Here is a 15609-nt window from a genome sequence, read left to right on the forward strand (position 1 = left end):
CTCACTCCCCGGCCAGCCGGCTCAATGCTTTCAGCTCATCGCGCATGACGCCAAGCTTTTCCTGCTGCTTCTGGGCGCGCCGCGCCTCGGCGCGTGCTTCGAAAAAGCGCGCGCCTGCAAGCCGGGATTGACGCACAGCCTCATGGCAGCGCAGGTTCAGGCTGGCCGCTTCTTCCTTCATGCGCGCATGGCGGGCCTTGGCAACGTGGAACTCACCCGTGGTGATTGTCATCTGCAGGAACCGCGCACGCGACTCCTGCCAGAACTGCGCGGCCTGGTGGACAGCTTCGCGCTTGCGCAATTTATAGTCGTGCAGCGCCTGCCGGCTGCTGCGCCAGCTCTCGCGGGCGCTGCTGCGTTCACGTTCGAGCCGCCCCAGTCTTTGCTTGCGCACGTGAAGCAGCTGGTCCAGGCTGCGGTCCGGCCGCCTGGGTTCAGCCACATCGACGACTTCCCGCTTGCCGCGCCTCATGCCTGCATCCCCATCAGGGTATCAAGCGTTTCCTGGAAAGGCGTGCCGCTGCCGCTGCCGGTGTACTGGCGCAGGAACTCGAGCTGCGCAGGGCGCAACTGCATGGCGCGGTCGGCCACCGCGTCGGCCCCCGGCTGGTATTCGCCGAGACGAATCAACAGCTCCATCTCCTGGTAGCGCGATAGCAGTTCGCGGAACTGGCCGGCCGCGGCGCGGTGTTCGCGCGAGGTCACATTGCTCATCACGCGGCTGATGCTGGCCAACACGTCGATAGCCGGGTAATGGCCCTGCTCCGCCAGCTTGCGCGTCAGGAGGATGTGCCCGTCCAGCAGGGACTTCGCCTCGTCCCCGATCGGGTCCGAAGACGATTCGCCATCGACCAGCACCGTGTACATGGCGGTAATGGCTCCTTCCGGTGTGCTGCCGGCACGTTCGATCAGGCGCGGCAACATGGTGTAGACCGACGGGGTGAAGCCGCCGCGTGCCGGCGGTTCGCCCGCCGCCAGGCCGATTTCGCGCTGGGCCCGCGCAAAACGGGTCAGCGAGTCGACCAGCAGCAATACCTTTTTGCCGCGCGCACGGAACGCTTCGGCAATGGCGGTAGCGGTAAACGCCGCGCGCGCCCTTTCCATCGAGGTACGGTCGGAAGTGGCGCAGACGATCACGGTCTTGCGCACCAGTTCTTCATCGAGCTCGTGCTCCAGGAATTCATTCAGTTCGCGCCCCCGTTCACCAATCAGGCCGAAGACAATGGCCTCCGCCTCGCAGCCGCGCGCAATCGCCGCCATCAGGGTGGTCTTGCCGCAACCGGGTCCGGCAAATACGCCGATACGTTGTCCCAGGCCCATGGTCAGCATGCCGTCGATGGCACGCACGCCGGTAGGCAGCGGGGTGACGATACGCGGCCTTTCCACAGCCAGGGGGGCGTCGCGGATCACCGGCACCGTGGTACACCACGTGCACGCCACGTCGCTGGCGGCCGGTGCGCGGAACATCTGGCGACCGAAGCCGTCGAGCACGCTGCCCAGCAGGTGGTCGCCCACCTCGATCGTATGCGCGCGCCGCAGCGGTTCGATGACCGTGCTGCTGGAGACGCCTTCCAGCGGGCTGAGTGCCGACAGCACGGCGCAGCGCTCGGTAAAGCCGACCACTTCCGCCAGCATCGGGGCGCTGCCGCGCTGCTGGCCGTGGAGGTGGCAAAGTTCGCCGATCTGCACCGGCGGCATATGCGCTTCGATCAAGGTGCCCAGCACTTGCGCCACCTTGCCGCGGCTGGAGAAGCCGGGATGCGGCGGGAGCTGCGCACTCCACGCTGGAATTGCGGCGCGCATCTGCCGCAGGCTTGCCTCCACTCCGTTCACCAGCGCACCTCGATCGGCCCACGTCCGGCAAAGGTGATGCGGTTGCCGTCGATGGCGGTCAGGCGCACGCCCTTGTATTCGTCGCCCGGATAAAGGCGCTGGCCGTCGCTGGTCACGATGCTGGCCTGGTTGCCCGTCACCAGCTGCTGGATCTGGAATGGCAGCAAGGTATCGGCGCCGCCCAGTTGCACGTCGACCGGGAATCTGATGTCGTTCGCTTTGACGAAATCGGCCAGGATACGGCGGAAACGCAGGGTTTCCTCTTCGTCCAGCGCTCCCTTCATGCGCCATTCGCCTTCATCGAGCTGCAGTTCGAAGCGGCGCAGCATGTCCACCTCGGCCAGGCGTTTGCGGAAGGCCTGGGCCAGGGCTGCGGGCGTCGGCTTGGAGCTTTGCGGCACCACCGCCAGCGCGGCCGGTACCGGCCGCATGGCCGGCGCCGGAGCCGACCTGGCGCTGAAGGCCAGCGAGGCAGCGCCTGCCAGCACGGTGCTGGCGGCCACAGGCAGCCAGATGGCGCGGCTGCGATGCTTCCCCGGCTTTCCCTGCTTTCCAGGCGATGGCGGCGGGACCTGCGCCGCAGGCCGCGCACCCTGGCCCGGTCCTGCGCCAGGCTCAGGCCCAGGGCCGGCAACGCCGGCGGGCGGCGCCGGCGGCGGCTCGCTCCACGGAGCCGCCGCATCGGCAATGCCGATCCAGACCGCTCCGATTCGCGCGCTGGCGCCCGGCGCAAGAACATATTCCTCCAGTTCCGCGTCCGAGCCGGCAGCGCGCAGGCTTCCCTCCAGCGCCGCGAGCAGCCAGCGCTCGCCGTCATGGCGCAGCGTGGCGTGGCGGTTCGCTATGCCTGGATCAAGCAACACCACATCCGCATCGTCGCTGGCCCCGATCACGTAGCGCTCACCGCCCAGCGGCAGGCTGGCGCCGCGATGCAGTCCACTCAGGATCCGCAATTCCAGCCCGGATAGTTCGCCCATGTCTCCACCTCCACAGTTTCCGGCGCACCGATCGCGCCGCAACGATGAGTGGCAAGCCGGCTCCGGCAGGTTCCGTCAACTACGCTTCGATCATGCCGACCGGCTGGATCCGCAGGTGCTGGGTCAATTCGGAAAAGGCGAACACCGGCACCGAAAAGAACTCCTCTTCGATCAGCTTGCGCACCGAGCGGCGGATGTCCGCCGCCGTCACCAGCACTGGCGGCGCCACCGGAGAACTCACGCTGTGCGACAGCTCTCCCAGGCGGTCGAGGATCATCTGCTCGGTCTCGGGATCGATATCGAGATAGCTGCCCTGGCTGGTCTGGCGCATGGCGTTGCGCAGCAGGTCCTCCAGTTCCGGCGACAGCAGGATCACCTCGATCAGCCCGTTGCGCGCCACTTCAAAGCACAATTGGCGCTTCAGGGCCAGCCGCACATAATCGGCAATCACGTCCGGATCGCGTTCTTTGGGGGCCCAGTCCAGGGTCGTTTCCAGCAGCAGCCTGGCATTGCGCAGGGATACGCCCTCGCGTGTCAGGCGCTGCACCACTTCCGTCAGGCGCGGCAAGGTCAGGGTCTTGTTGACTTCCTTGCCAAGCTCCGGATAGCGCCGTTCTGCCCAGCGCGTGAAGCGGATCACTTCATTGACGCCGACGAACATCTGGCAGTTGCGCAGCATTTCGACTTCAATATCGGCGCCGCAAACAGCCTCCCAGCGCTGGTACTGCACGCCGGCTTCGGACAGCGCCGCTTCGTCCTCGATGCGCACCCAGGTCCGCCGGCGCCGCGAACCGGCCACTGGGGCTTCGACGGCAGTGAAGCCCAGCTCCTGCAAGCGTCCCGCCGCCTCCTGGGTCGAACCCCAACCGAGCCGGATCTCTTCGTCGATCAACGGCACCTCGGCCATCAGGAAATGCACCCGCCCTTCGGGAATGGAATGGTGGTATTCGAATTCGATAGGTTTCAGGTCGGGGATGCCGCGCCGCTCCAGCATGCCATTGCGCATGACGCGCACGGCTACGCGGATAGTCTCCGCATCGGGCGTATCGCGCATCGACTCCGGCATGCGCAGGATGAAGGGCGTGGTGGCGGAAAAGTTGGTCAGGTCGACGATGCTGGCGTTCTGCCGCTCCTTCTCCTGTGCCGCCCTCTCCTTTTCGGCGTCGGCCAGCGGCTTGAGCATGCCGATCACGCCCGCTCCAGCCAGGCCCAGTGCCAGCGTCAGGAAAACCAGGGTCGGCATGCCGGGAATGGCGCTGAACAAAAGCATGATGGCTGCCGTGGTGAGCAAGGCCTTGGGTTCCTTGAACAGCTCCCCCACAATGTCCTGGCCGATATTGCTCTCTTCGCCCTCGTCGCCATCGCCGCTCACGCGCGTGGTGATCATGCCCGCGCCGAGGGAGATCAGCAGCGCCGGAATCTGTGCAATCAGGGCGTCGCCGATGGTCAGTATCGAATACACCTGCATCGCCTGCGACGCTTCCATGCCGCGCTGCACGATGCCGATCGAGATGCCGCCCACCAGGTTGATGGCCACGATGCAGATGCCGGCAATCGCATCGCCTTTGACGAACTTCATGGCGCCGTCCATTGCGCCGTGCAGCTGGCTCTCCTGTCCCAGCTTGGCGCGTTTCTCCTTGGCCTCTTCCGCCGTCAGGATGCCGGCCCGCAGGTCGCTGTCGATCGACATCTGCTTGCCGGGCATTGCATCGAGCGAAAAACGGGCCGATACTTCGGACACCCGCTCCGAACCCTTGGTGATGACGATGAACTGCACCACCGTCAGGATCAGGAAGATCACCAGGCCCACCACCAGGTTGCCACCCACCACGAAATTGCCGAAGGTCTCGACGATATGTCCCGCGTCGGCCTCCAGCAGGATCAGGCGCGTGGTCGATACCGAGATCGCCAGCCGGAACAAAGTGGTCAGCAGCAGCACTGCCGGGAAAGTGGAAAATGCCGTCGGTCCCGGCATATACATGGCGACGATCACGATCAGCGCCGAAGCGCCAAGGCTGCAGGCGATCAGGATGTCCAGCAGCCAGACCGGCATCGGCAAGGCCAGCATGAAGACAATGCCGATCACCAGGCCGGCGGCAAGCAGCTCGGCGCGCTTGGCCACCTTGGCGGCGATCCCGTTCAGGAACAAGACGATAGCCATCGATTGCATGCTGTGATTTCCTTATGCAGGCTGGCGCCGGGAGATCAGCTCCAGGCAAGGTTGCGCACCGAACGCGCGGCGCAGTGCGGCCATGTCGGCGGACATGCCCAGCTCCGTCGCCGCGTAGCCGGCCAGCAGCAACAGGTTCTTTTCGCCAGGCCAGAGTTCCAGGCATGCGCTGGCCAGCGCATGGGCCTCCTCATGCTGCATCGCGCCGATGTGGCCCCAAACCAGGCCGATGGCCGCGCCCAGTTCTTCCGCCATTCCCGCCTTAGTGCTGCGCTGTCTCATCCTCGCCTCCCCCAGCGGTTTGCAATGCGCGATCCGGTTCGGCGTCGCTGCGCCGCATCTGCTGCCAGCGCAGCCGCAGCTGCACTGCCGTTTCCACCACCTGGACGGCGCGCAAGGCGGGACCTCGCGCTTCGAGAGGGTGCTTGAGCGCCTGCTCGATCAGCATTTTTTGCAGGCCGCGCAGCGAAGGCAGGGGGTTGCCGCGCCAGACCGGGTTATCGAAACTGAGCTCCGGCCCCACGGCTTCGGCCAGCAGCGCCAGTTTGGGATCGGCACTGGGCACCGGCGGAGGGAGCGACAAGGCTTCCTCCGCCGGCAGCAGCAAAGGCCGCGATTTGCCCGTCTGCAGCGAGGGCGCCAGGCTGTGGATCTCGCCGGCGTCGGCCAGTCCTTGCAAGCCGAGGCCTGCCGCATCGTTCAGGCGCGTGTTGATCACCGTAGCAACTCCTCGGCCGCCAGCCATTCGTGGTCGTCCAGGCCGTTCGCCTCGCTATCGGCGCAGCGGCGTACCAGGTACCAGCTGCCGTCGGCGAAAAGCGCCGGCAGCCATGCTCCCAAACGCCGCACATCGGCGCCGCGGCGGCGCAGCAGGATCCCTGCCTGCCGCGGCGGTCCTTCCCCTGCGCCCACGCCAAGCGCCAGCAGCACGCCGCGTTCCAGCGGATAGACAAACAATCGCGTGCCGCCGGCCAGCGCCGCCGTGGCCACGGCACCATGCAGGCGGGCCTGCGCGGCCAGCTGCGTATACAGCTCGTTCAGCTCTTCTTTCATTGCCTGCCCCTCATGGCATCGCGCTCGCCCCTGGAGCGCGCAGCGATACTGTCGCGCCATTCCTGTTCGCGGCGCTCCGCCTTGCTTGGCAACAGGGGAAGTTCGGAGTGCGCTGCGTGGGCCTGGCGCTGCAATTCGTCAAGCAGCTCGCGCCGGGTCGCCAGCTTGTCCGTTGCCCACAGGGTCGCAGGCAAAGCCTCCATGGCGGAGCGCAGCAGCGACCATGCCTTGCAGCGGGCCTCAGCACGCAGCGGCTTCACATCGCCCAATTGCGCCATCAAAGTGGCAGCCTTGGCTTTGCCCCAACCGGTTTCCGCAGCTGTCAACAGCTGCACCGCCAGTTCCGGCACATCCGGCTGCGCCACCAGCGCCGCCTGGTCGGCCAGGTCGCGCCGCAGCGTTTCGGCGATTTCGAATACCGACCTGACGACGGTGAAGGCCTTTGCATCCGACATCGTCAGCCAGTAGCGCCCCATCCTGCGCTCAGGATCCCGCCGCAAATCCGCTCCCATGCCGCCCTCCCTTTAAAGTCCCGCCATCATGCGCGAGCGCAGGCTTTCCATCGCCGATACGCAGTGCTCCGCGCCGAAATTGCGTATCAGCGCCTTGAGCATGCTCAGTGGCGTCAGGGGCACGTCCACGCGGCCTTTTGCTTTGCCGCCGATCAGGAAGCGCAGTTCGCGCGTCGTCGGCAGCGGTTCTTCCGCCATCGACTCCATGGCGCCATGCAGTTCCTCGGTTTCCTGCAGCGTGTGGCGCAGGTCGCCCGAACTACGCTGCATCATGTCGCTCATCATCTCGTTGAGCGCGCCTTTCAGCGCCCTCTTCCTGTAGGCGCTCAAGCCCTCCAACTGGTCGGCTTCGCGCAGTGCCTCCAGCAGGGCGTTATAGCTCTGGACCATATCGAAGCGTTCGGCAAGCATCGCTTCCGCAGCTGCCCGGCCCTGCTGGCTGCTGTCCTCGCGCAGCATCTCCAATGCACGCTGCACGGGATGCCATTCATCGTGCCCTTCGTCAAGCTGCCCCGGACTGCCCACGTGCGCTGCCTTGCTGGCCTGCTGGCTGCGTGATTTGTCGCGCAGCGAGCCGCGCGGCGCCGTCCTGACCGTCACCGGCACCCGGCGCTGTTCCAGCGTCTTGTTCAGGAAAGCCAGTTCCTCCTTCACGCCAGCCTCGATATCGACTGATTCACGTGACTTCAGGTCGACCGTCACGTGTGATTGCCGCAAGCTATTGGCGGAAGCAGCTTCCGGTTTCGCAAGCCGTGCCTGCAGCTCCAGTGCAACGGGGCTCGGGGGGGAGTTATATACGTTCTTCATGCGGCATCAGTGGCAGCGCCGGCCGGCGCGGTTCCGCACAAACGACGGTAAATCCAGACGCCTTTCCTCAACTTTTTTCAAAGTCTCATCAATGTTCACGGAAGCGCTACAGACTGCAAACCGGCTGCTATCTTTCACCTTACACAAGCCGGGGCGCCCACTGCACAAGGCGCCCTGCCCGACGATACCATCCTGCCCAGTGGGGGAACTCATGTACCAAACCATGCTTGCTGCCACCGATATCCATAGCACCGGCTACGCCGTACCGGTGCCGGTCCTTGCCAGTGCCAATGTCTTCAACCTGCATCCGGCGCCGGCCAAGGCGCCCGGCGGCATCGACCTGGTGCATCTGTACCAGAAGCACCGCACCCACTTGCTGCGCTTTGTGCAGCGCTACCTGGGCAATCCGGGCGATGCGGAGGACGTGGTGCAGAACACCTTCGTCGAAGCTTTGCGCTGCGCCGACCAGTTCTCCGGCTTGTCCAAGCCTTCCACCTGGCTGTTCGGCATTGCCTTGAACCTTGCGCGCAACCAGGTACGCCGCAACTGCGCCGACCGTTACGAGGAAACCGACGACGGCTTCCTGGAACAGATCGTCGACACGCATGCCGATCCGGCCCTGCTGTGCGAGCTGCGCCAGATGGCGGGACTGGTGGAGAACCTGCTGGGGGAACTGCCGCAGGCCATCCGCAATACTTTCGAGGCGGTGCTGGATGGGGAAAAGAGCTACGAAGAAGCGGCCAGGGAGCTGGATATCCCGATCGGTACCGTAAGATCGCGTGTGGCCCGGGTACGCGCTGCGGCGCGCCGCCAGTGCGGACGCGAATGAAGGTTCAGCAGGCCGGAGGCTGGTCCAGCGCCAGGCTGGCATGCCAGGCCTGGGCCATGTCGGCCGTTTCCAGTATGGCATCCATCACGCTGCGCTCGTCGCCAAGGCGGGCCAGCGCAATCCTCCGTACCGCGATATGGCAGCCTTCGTCGGCGTGCCACATGCAATCCAGTCCGTCGAAGCGGGCGTTCCGGCCTAGCGGCGCGTAGCCGTCGTGGCCCTGCGCCGGCAACCGCGCCGAGATGGTGAGCCAGGCTCCCCCTTCAGCGGAATCCACCGCGGTACGCGTCACGACCAGCCCGAAGCGCAGCTCCAGGACGGGCGGAGAGGAGGCATCCTGGCCGCATAATGCGCAAAGCTCCGCCAGCAGCGCATTGGCTGCGTGGCCGGAGCCATCGAATTCCCTGCTTTCTGGATGTTCGGCTTGCACTGCGAATGCCCCATGTCGTCGCGCACGCGGCCCGGATGCCGCCCCGGGCCCGACGCTGGCCCATGGCCGGCATATTCTAGCAGGCTACCCTGTTACAGCATGTACAGTGTGCGCCAGATAGGGAGCCGCAGGGCCAGGATCGCCGCCACCGTGCGCGGCAGCCCCTCGCGCAGCTCATGCAACGCAGCTTCGGCAGGGCTGCCCGGAATGCAGCTTGCGAAGTGTCCCTGCAGCAGGCAGGCCACTTGGCGGCTGACGTCATGTGCGTCAGGCTGTGCATCGGCAGGTGCTTGCGCCAGGCATTGGTAGACCAGGCGCTGTGCCAGGCCGGAGTGCAGTCCGCCGCCCAGGCGCGGCGCGGCAAGCGCCTGGTAATGGTCGCCGAAGGTCGACTGGGCCGCGATAGCCCGGTTGAGACGCATGGCCGGCGCCGGATCGACGGTCTCGCTGCCAAGGAAGTACATCGCTGCCTTGCCGGCGGCGGCCAGGCGTGCCGCAAGGCGCGCGGTTGCCTGCAGGCTTTCGCATCGCGGGCCGGCCAGCTCCGGCAGGGATTTGGGCCCGGCTGCCAGTGCGTCGACGATCGCGCGCTGTGCCACGCTGTCGTCCCCGGGCGCGGCAGCGGGCGCTGGGGCGGTTTCCGCCACCGACGTCTGGACCAGCCCAAGCCTGGCAAGCCAGCCGGCCCGGCGTTCTTCTCCCATTCTGCGGGCGCCGCGCACGTAGACGTCTTCACGGAAGCTTGTATTGAGCAGGTAGTCGCGCATCGTTTCGCGCCAGCGGGGATCGGCAATGCCCGCCAGCAGCGCCTGCTGCGGCGCCGTCAGATAATCGTCCATGAAGGCAAGCGGCAGGTCCGCCGAACCGACGAAGTCGAGCCCTGCGGCAGCCAGCTCGCCTGCCACGTCGGCATGATAAAGCGGCTCCCAGCCGCTATTCAGGTATTCGTGCGCCAGGTAGCCGGCCTTGTCCCGCGCCAGGGAAGCCATGCGGTAACCCAATTGTTTGCTGCCGTCGAAGTAGGCGGCGCCGGCCTCCGCCAGCTTACGCGCCAGGTCGCGCGCCTGCTCCAGTTGCGCGATCCGCGGCACGGGATTGCAGTTCGCGTGCTCCAGCAACAGGCGCTGCAAGGGCAAGGTGCGGGTCCAGCCCGGCAAAGCGTTGTAGTTGACGTAGACGATGCCGCCGGGTTTCAGGTAGCGGCCGATGAAATCCACGACGCACTGGCGATTGGCGGGCGTGATCCAGCTGTAAATGCCGTACATGGTGATGTAGTCAAGCGGCGGCAGGTCGACCTTGCCAGACGCCAGCTCGGCAAAGCTGGATTCGAGCACCGTCATGTTTTCCAGCTGCGCCTCGTCCGCCAGTTGGCGCGCGGCTGCCACATGGGCAGGATTGAAGTCATTGGAATAGAAGCGGCCTTGCGGATGGCTGGCCGCCAGGATGTTCGACGTCAGGCCCATGCCCGCGCCCAGCTCGAAATACGTAAAGGTCCGGTCAGGCGGCACCGGCTCGACGCCGTTGAGGATGCAGGCAATACTCAGGTGGCTGGGACTTTGCTCGGCAAAGAACGCTGCCGGATAGTCCAGGTCCGCCACGTAGCCGTCGTTCCAATCCATTGTCACGCTCCTTGGTTGCAGATGACCGCGTGGCCGGAGTCGAGCAGCAAGCCGGCCAGCCGCGCCACTTCAAGCACGTTCTTGCCCTGCATCGCAGGCAGGTGCGCCAGCGCAGCGATGGCCTGGGGCCCGCCGGCCAAGGCATCCAGCATGGGCGCGAGAAGCGCTTCCTTCCGCCCTTCGCCCTCGGCGGCGGCCAGGGCCAGGCGGCATTTTCCCAGCCATTCCGCCTGGCGCATGGGATGCATGCGGCGCGCGCCCCTTACATAGACGTCGCGCCGGAATGCCGTATCCAGCAGGACGTCGCGCACCGTCTCGCGCAATACCGGGATAGTTTGCGCTTCCAGCAGCGCGTGCTGGGCTGGCGTCAGGTAGCGGCCGGGATCACTCCACCAAAGGTTGGCCGAGGCCACGTATTCCAGCTTGGCATCCGCCAGGGTGCGTGCCACGTCGGCGTGGTACAGGGCCTCCCAGCCGCGCTGGCTGAATTCATGGCATGCCGGACCGAAGGCGTCCAGGCGGCTGCGCATGGCAGGCGTATCGTTGTCTGCAAAATATGCCGCACTGGCGCCCCGCAGCTGTTCAACCTGGATGGCAGCATGCAGCCTGCCCTGCTCACGCGCCAGGCGCTGCAAAGGCAGGATGCTGCAGCAGCCTGGCATGGCGTTGTAGCCGACGTAGGCCACGCCGCCAGGCTTCAGGCAACGATTGAGAAGCGCAACGACCTGCTGCCGCTGATTTCGATCCAGCCAGCTATAAGCGCCGCGCAGGACGATGAAGTCCATCGGCGGCAAAGCAGCGTCCAGGTCCGTTCCCGCATCGGCTGCATGGAACGTCCCGTGCGGATGGCTGCCAGCGGCGGCAGCCTGCGCGGACCCGCCGTCGCAGCCCAGCACCAGGCAATTGAAGGCCCGGCTTAGCGGCACGGGTTCGATGCCGCCCAGCACACAGGCGAAGTTCAAGTGCTCCGGCCCAGGTTCCCACCAAAGCTTGTCCATATCGGCGTCTCCTGGCACTCAGGCTTTGCGGGTCAGGCGCCGGATGCGGTGCCAGTTGAAGCCCTCGTCGAGCGTTGTGCATTCCTGCTCGCGCGCGGGCCGTTCACGGTGCATATTCGCATTCGCGCTCATGTTGAACTCCTCTTTGGTGGGTCAGGGATCAGGTGGCGAAGTAGCGATCCCTGTCGGCGTTGCGGTAGTCCTTCATGCTCAAACGGCCGTCATGCTCGCCGTTGGTGGCCGACTCCAGCTCCTTGAACAGAGCATAGTTATCGGCCGCCATGCGCTGCGCCGCCTGCCGCACCTCTTCCGGCACCTGAATGGTATTGCCATCCTTGTCCGTGCAGTAGCCGGTGGTCGCCATCTGGCGCACTTGGTCGACATTCAGGAAACGAATACCGTGCTGCGCCTGGAATTCCTGCATGGTGCGACTTGCCGCCGTGGCCGAAGTCCGGTCGCCACTGCCCGTCCAGACGTCATCCGGATTCCTGATGTAGCGATAATCCGGCTGGTGGCCGCTGCGGCCCTGGATAGTGCCGTCCTTGACCGCTTCGGTGTAATCGCCCTGGCTCAATCTGCCGTCATGTTCACCGTTGGTTGCCGACTCCAGCTGTTTGAACAACTCGAAGTTGTTGGCCGCCATGCGCTGCGCAGCCAGTCGCACATCGTCCGGAACCGGACGGCTCCTGCCGGATTTATCCGTGTAGTAGCCTGTTTCCGCCATCTGCCGGACCTGGTTGACGTCCAGCAGGTGGATGTCGTTATCTTTCTGGAAGTCCTTGATCGTCCTGGCCGCATCGGCACGCGATGGCAGTCCTTCGAAGCCGCCCTCAGGCTCCAGCTCGAAACCGACATCACGCATAAAGCCGCTGCCCTTGCTGATCGAACCATCCTTGACCGCTTCGCCGAAGTCGCCGATGCTCAGCGAGCCGTCATGCTTGCCGTTCGTAGCGCTTTCAAGCTTCTTGAACAGCTCGAAGTCATTGGCCGCCATGGCACGGGCCGCATCCTGCACTTCCTCCGGCACCTGGATGAACTTTCCGTTCTTGTCCTTGCAGTAGCCCGTTTCGGCCATCTGCTGCAGCTGGTCGATGGACAGGTGGCTGATGCCATGCTCTTTCTGGAAATCGTTGATGGTCTTGGCAGCGCCATATTCGCTCGGGCGGTTCGACGAGATATTGCCGTTCATGATCGCGTTCATGAAGTCCAGCAGCGAAATGCCGCGCATCGTCGACGGATAGTCGGAACCGCCGTTGGCCGAAATGGTGCCATCCTTGACCGCATAGCGATAGTCCTCCTGGCTCAGCTTCCCGTCATGCTCGCCGTTCTTGGCCGATTCCAGCTTGCGGTACAGCTCACCGCCGTTGGCCATCATCTTCTGGGCCGCCAGTCGTACGTCGTCATCCACCAGGCGGGTCTTGCCGTTCTTGTCGGTGAAATAGCCCGTTTCAGCCATCTGTTTCACCTGGTCCGGCGACAGGTAGCGGATGCCGTTGTCCCTTTGGAAGGAGTTGATGGTCTTGGCTGCGCTGGATTCCGACGGTAGCTGGCTGCCGCCGTCGCCCGCAAGCAGCATGTTCCTGGCGGCGTTCTTCAGCCACGGTGGCAGGCCCAATTCGTCGAGAACGTCGGCCAGCGGATCGGACGAGCCCTGCTGACGCTGCGAAGGTGCAAACAGGATGTCGCTCGATTCCGCGCCAAGCGGCGAGCCCCCGGTAAACGACGGGCGGAAGAGGCCCGGCGTGTCGTTGTCAAAGGTGGTGGTGATCGTCGTGGTGGTAGTGGTAATCGTGGCAGACATGCTGTTTCCTTAGTCGAGTGATTAAAGGCGCGTCTACACTGCCGCCTGCGAAATCTCTTCCGCTTTCTTGATCAACTTGGTGAACACTGCCACGTTGTTGACGTCGCTCCTTGCGGCAGCGACTTCCTCCAGCTGGCGGACGTACTTCGCTTCGTTGGCGCGCGCTGAGCGTGTTCTTGAGTCGGACATTGTGACGCTCCTATTGCTGGTCGTTGATCGTCTTGGCCATCGCATTAAAGACCTTCAGCTTGGCCAGCGAAGTACCCTGCTGCGAAACCCACAGCTGGAACTCCATGGCTTCGGCGGCGCCCATCTGCGCGGCCTGGCCGAGCGGCATGGATTTGGTCTTTTCCATGGCTTGGCCCGGGCGCGCCTGCGATGGCGCGAACATGCTGTTCTGGTAACTGCTCATATGGTTCTCCTTTGATCGATGCAACAGAGGTGGAACCGGATGGTTCCACCCCTTCACCTCACTCCCTGGCGGGCTTGAGGGGGCTTAGATCAGGGACAAGGCGTTGTCCTGGCCAGCCTTCGCCAGCTTCAGTTTCGCGGCGTTGGCATTCACTGCTTCTTTTGCTGCAGCGGTAGCTTCCTGATCAGCGATAGCGCCGCCGGCGCCGATCCACGAAGTGATTGCGGTCATTCCAGACATGGTTACCTCCTTGGTTGTGGTTGAAGTTGCCGCCTTACGCATTGCGTTGCGACGGTAGCGATATGTGGAGGCCGGTGCGCCGGCAGTTCCATGCATCGAATTCGATTTTTGGTTTGCCTCTTGCGTGGAACCGTATGCCGTAAAGCCGCTACCTATCGGTGCGTTATGTAATGGAACATGCGCAGGAAAACCTCAACCATCAAAGGAGCAGATATGGGCATTCAATTTTCACCGGTCGGCGGCTTCAATTTTTCCTCCCAGGCCAGCGACCTTTTCAAGGACAGCCTGAAATTCAAGTCCAATGAAGACTTGATCAACATGCTGGGAAAGGACAACCTGAGTTCCGCTGCCCGCGACGCGATCAGTCACGAACTGGAGTCGCGCCTCAAGGCCAACCAGGCGGAAAAAAGCGGCGGTGGCGGTGGCGAGGACGAGGACGATCTGCAAAAGCTGCTGAAGAAGCTGCAGGACGGCACCATCTCGGCGGAAGAAATGAAGAAGCTGGCGGGCATGCTGGGGGTGAGCGTCGCCACGCTGGAGAAGATCAAGGATAAGGGACGGGAAGAATCCGGAGCGGATATCACCAGCGGTTGAACAGGCTCCGGCTTGCGCTTGCGGCCTTGGGGGCCGCAAGCGCTTCACTTAGATGATGTCGTCCGCCGGGTTTGACGGCTTCTGCTCCGAGCCGCCGCCCAGGACCTTGGCAGCGGTATTGATAACTTCAGGCAGGACGGCGCGACCGATTGCGGCAAGTATTGGCAGCATTTCTGACTCCTTTCAAGGTTGATATGGTGTAGGGCAGCAGCGCCCCAAGCTGAGTGGCAGCAAACAGCGCATGCGTTCCATCGCAGCGCAACGGCAGCGCGGAACCAGCGCAGCCGGCGCAGCCACCTATCGGCAGGCCTGGTGCCGGGCGCATTTGCGCGGCCCCTGTCAGCGCTTGCCGGCGTTCTCACTTGAGACGAGCAAATGGACTACGCAGAACAACAATCACAGGCAGCTTCTCCTTCGCCGCTGGCCCATGCCGGCCAACTGGCATTCTGGCTGGACATGAATCCGGACATGCCGATCAGCGCAACGCCCTTGGCCAAGCCGGCACCGACCGCCCTGCCCGGCCTGGGCGAGCCCGGGCGCCATGTGGCGGACGCCCTCGCCGAAGGTTATTTCCAGGCCGGCCCCATCATCCCGCGCAGCCATGCAGGCAAACTCGCACAAGTGATCGGCGGGCTGGTACAGCGCGGCATTCCACCTGTTTTCTGCATGGTCTACGACGCTTTCTGGCAGATGTTCGCGCCGCTCGACCCCGTCCTGCGCCAGCTACTGGGCGAGCGTTACCAGATGATGCCCACCGATATCTGGGCCTGGCACGTGGCGCCGCAGGAAAACGCCACCGGCTGGGGGCCGCACCGCGACCTGCACCACCCGCAAGCCGTCGGCGCCGATGGCCGCCCGCGGATACTCAATATCTGGATTCCGCTGACCGACGTCAGCCCCCTCAACGCCTGCATGTACGTGCTGCCGCAGAACCTGGACCGAAGCCTGGGGCCGGAGGGCGAACAGATAGAACTGGACCTGGGCGACTGGCAGAACGTGCGTGCGCTGCCCGCTCCCGCCGGCGCGCCCCTGGGATGGAATACCCACGTGCTGCACTGGGGCGGTCGCAGCAGCGCACGGGCCAGGCAGCCGCGCATCAGCGTCGGCATCTACTTTCATAACCGCGATTGCGACCTGCACGAAATCAATCCCGACACCGCCCGCACCGGCTTCGCTTCGCTCGATTTCGGACCCGGGCTGCAATTGCCGTTCGAAGCCAGGCTGCAGGCAATCGCCGGCGCAATCTATATGTACAACCGACGCATCCCCGGCGATTTCCCGGAAACCTGGGAGCACATCTTCCAGTTCGCCCGCCAGTACCGGCGCAACTGAGC

General features: G+C 64.5%; 20 protein-coding genes. 3 read left to right on the forward strand and 17 right to left on the reverse strand.

The window, feature by feature from the left end; all coding sequences use genetic code 11:
• Position 1 precedes the first annotated feature (1 nt).
• The 9 genes from ASE26_RS11325 to ASE26_RS11365 form a co-directional block, all read right to left on the reverse strand.
• Positions 2-472, reverse strand: a complete 471-nt coding sequence (locus ASE26_RS11325; RefSeq protein WP_057246262.1) for a hypothetical protein — start codon at positions 470-472, stop codon at positions 2-4.
• Complete coding sequence (locus tag ASE26_RS11330; RefSeq protein ID WP_057246263.1) at positions 469-1803, reverse strand: FliI/YscN family ATPase; 1335 nt, start codon at positions 1801-1803, stop codon at positions 469-471. The genes ASE26_RS11325 and ASE26_RS11330 overlap by 4 nt, the downstream gene beginning before the upstream one ends.
• A 26-nt stretch (positions 1804-1829) precedes the next feature.
• Entirely contained in the window at positions 1830-2810 is a 981-nt protein-coding gene (locus tag ASE26_RS11335) for an FHA domain-containing protein (RefSeq protein ID WP_055927564.1), read from the reverse strand.
• A 79-nt stretch (positions 2811-2889) separates the two neighbouring features.
• Entirely contained in the window at positions 2890-4980 is a 2091-nt protein-coding gene (gene sctV / locus ASE26_RS11340) for a type III secretion system export apparatus subunit SctV (RefSeq protein ID WP_055927558.1), read from the reverse strand.
• 12 nt (positions 4981-4992) lie between these two features.
• On the reverse strand, positions 4993-5262 hold the full coding sequence (locus tag ASE26_RS11345; RefSeq protein WP_156397922.1) for a hypothetical protein: 270 nt from the start codon (positions 5260-5262) through the stop codon (positions 4993-4995).
• Positions 5243-5698: a hypothetical protein gene (locus ASE26_RS11350; protein WP_229207089.1), complete on the reverse strand. Its 456-nt coding sequence runs from the start codon at positions 5696-5698 to the stop codon at positions 5243-5245. Before ASE26_RS11350 ends, ASE26_RS11345 begins: the two co-directional genes overlap by 20 nt.
• Positions 5695-6033 carry a hypothetical protein gene (locus ASE26_RS11355; protein ID WP_055927552.1) on the reverse strand — a complete coding sequence of 113 codons (339 nt, stop codon included), beginning with the start codon at positions 6031-6033 and terminating at the stop codon, positions 5695-5697. The genes ASE26_RS11350 and ASE26_RS11355 overlap by 4 nt, the downstream gene beginning before the upstream one ends.
• Positions 6030-6545, reverse strand: coding sequence for a hypothetical protein (locus tag ASE26_RS11360; protein ID WP_057246264.1), 516 nt, complete (start codon positions 6543-6545; stop codon positions 6030-6032). The genes ASE26_RS11355 and ASE26_RS11360 overlap by 4 nt, the downstream gene beginning before the upstream one ends.
• Before the next feature lie 12 nt (positions 6546-6557).
• Entirely contained in the window at positions 6558-7352 is a 795-nt protein-coding gene (locus tag ASE26_RS11365) for a hypothetical protein (protein ID WP_156397921.1), read from the reverse strand.
• Positions 7353-7563: 211 nt separating this feature from the next.
• On the opposite strand from ASE26_RS11365, the gene ASE26_RS11370 reads away from it, so the two are divergent.
• Positions 7564-8181, forward strand: coding sequence for an RNA polymerase sigma factor (locus ASE26_RS11370; RefSeq protein WP_229208139.1), 618 nt, complete (start codon positions 7564-7566; stop codon positions 8179-8181).
• 4 nt (positions 8182-8185) lie between these two features.
• Here the strand turns inward: ASE26_RS11370 and ASE26_RS11375 are convergent, their stop codons facing one another.
• The 7 genes from ASE26_RS11375 to ASE26_RS30570 form a co-directional block, all read right to left on the reverse strand.
• The gene (locus ASE26_RS11375; protein ID WP_055927543.1) at positions 8186-8611 is read right to left on the reverse strand and encodes a hypothetical protein; all 426 of its coding nucleotides are present in this window, start codon (positions 8609-8611) and stop codon (positions 8186-8188) included.
• 92 nt (positions 8612-8703) lie between these two features.
• Complete coding sequence (locus tag ASE26_RS11380; RefSeq protein WP_057246265.1) at positions 8704-10230, reverse strand: class I SAM-dependent methyltransferase; 1527 nt, start codon at positions 10228-10230, stop codon at positions 8704-8706.
• 2 nt (positions 10231-10232) lie between these two features.
• Positions 10233-11228 carry a class I SAM-dependent methyltransferase gene (locus tag ASE26_RS11385; protein WP_057246266.1) on the reverse strand — a complete coding sequence of 332 codons (996 nt, stop codon included), beginning with the start codon at positions 11226-11228 and terminating at the stop codon, positions 10233-10235.
• A gap of 160 nt (positions 11229-11388) precedes the next feature.
• Entirely contained in the window at positions 11389-13029 is a 1641-nt protein-coding gene (locus ASE26_RS11390; RefSeq protein ID WP_057246267.1) for a hypothetical protein, read from the reverse strand.
• Between the two features lie 33 nt (positions 13030-13062).
• Positions 13063-13218 carry a hypothetical protein gene (locus tag ASE26_RS31185; RefSeq protein ID WP_200953780.1) on the reverse strand — a complete coding sequence of 52 codons (156 nt, stop codon included), beginning with the start codon at positions 13216-13218 and terminating at the stop codon, positions 13063-13065.
• Between the two features lie 10 nt (positions 13219-13228).
• Positions 13229-13441 (reverse strand): hypothetical protein, encoded by a 213-nt coding sequence (locus tag ASE26_RS11395; protein WP_055927531.1) that lies wholly within the window; start codon positions 13439-13441, stop codon positions 13229-13231.
• Between the two features lie 84 nt (positions 13442-13525).
• Positions 13526-13681 (reverse strand): hypothetical protein, encoded by a 156-nt coding sequence (locus ASE26_RS30570; protein ID WP_156397920.1) that lies wholly within the window; start codon positions 13679-13681, stop codon positions 13526-13528.
• 213 nt (positions 13682-13894) lie between these two features.
• Between ASE26_RS30570 and ASE26_RS11400 the strand changes: the two genes are divergently transcribed.
• On the forward strand, positions 13895-14275 hold the full coding sequence (locus ASE26_RS11400) for a hypothetical protein (protein WP_057246268.1): 381 nt from the start codon (positions 13895-13897) through the stop codon (positions 14273-14275).
• Positions 14276-14323: 48 nt separating this feature from the next.
• Here the strand turns inward: ASE26_RS11400 and ASE26_RS31825 are convergent, their stop codons facing one another.
• Complete coding sequence (locus ASE26_RS31825) at positions 14324-14446, reverse strand: hypothetical protein (protein ID WP_255357542.1); 123 nt, start codon at positions 14444-14446, stop codon at positions 14324-14326.
• Between the two features lie 204 nt (positions 14447-14650).
• On the opposite strand from ASE26_RS31825, the gene ASE26_RS11405 reads away from it, so the two are divergent.
• Complete coding sequence (locus tag ASE26_RS11405) at positions 14651-15607, forward strand: phytanoyl-CoA dioxygenase family protein (RefSeq protein ID WP_057246269.1); 957 nt, start codon at positions 14651-14653, stop codon at positions 15605-15607.
• The last annotated feature ends 2 nt before the right edge of the window (positions 15608-15609 follow it).

This window comes from Duganella sp. Root198D2, assembly GCF_001428585.1.
Lineage (GTDB): Bacteria > Pseudomonadota > Gammaproteobacteria > Burkholderiales > Burkholderiaceae_D > Rugamonas.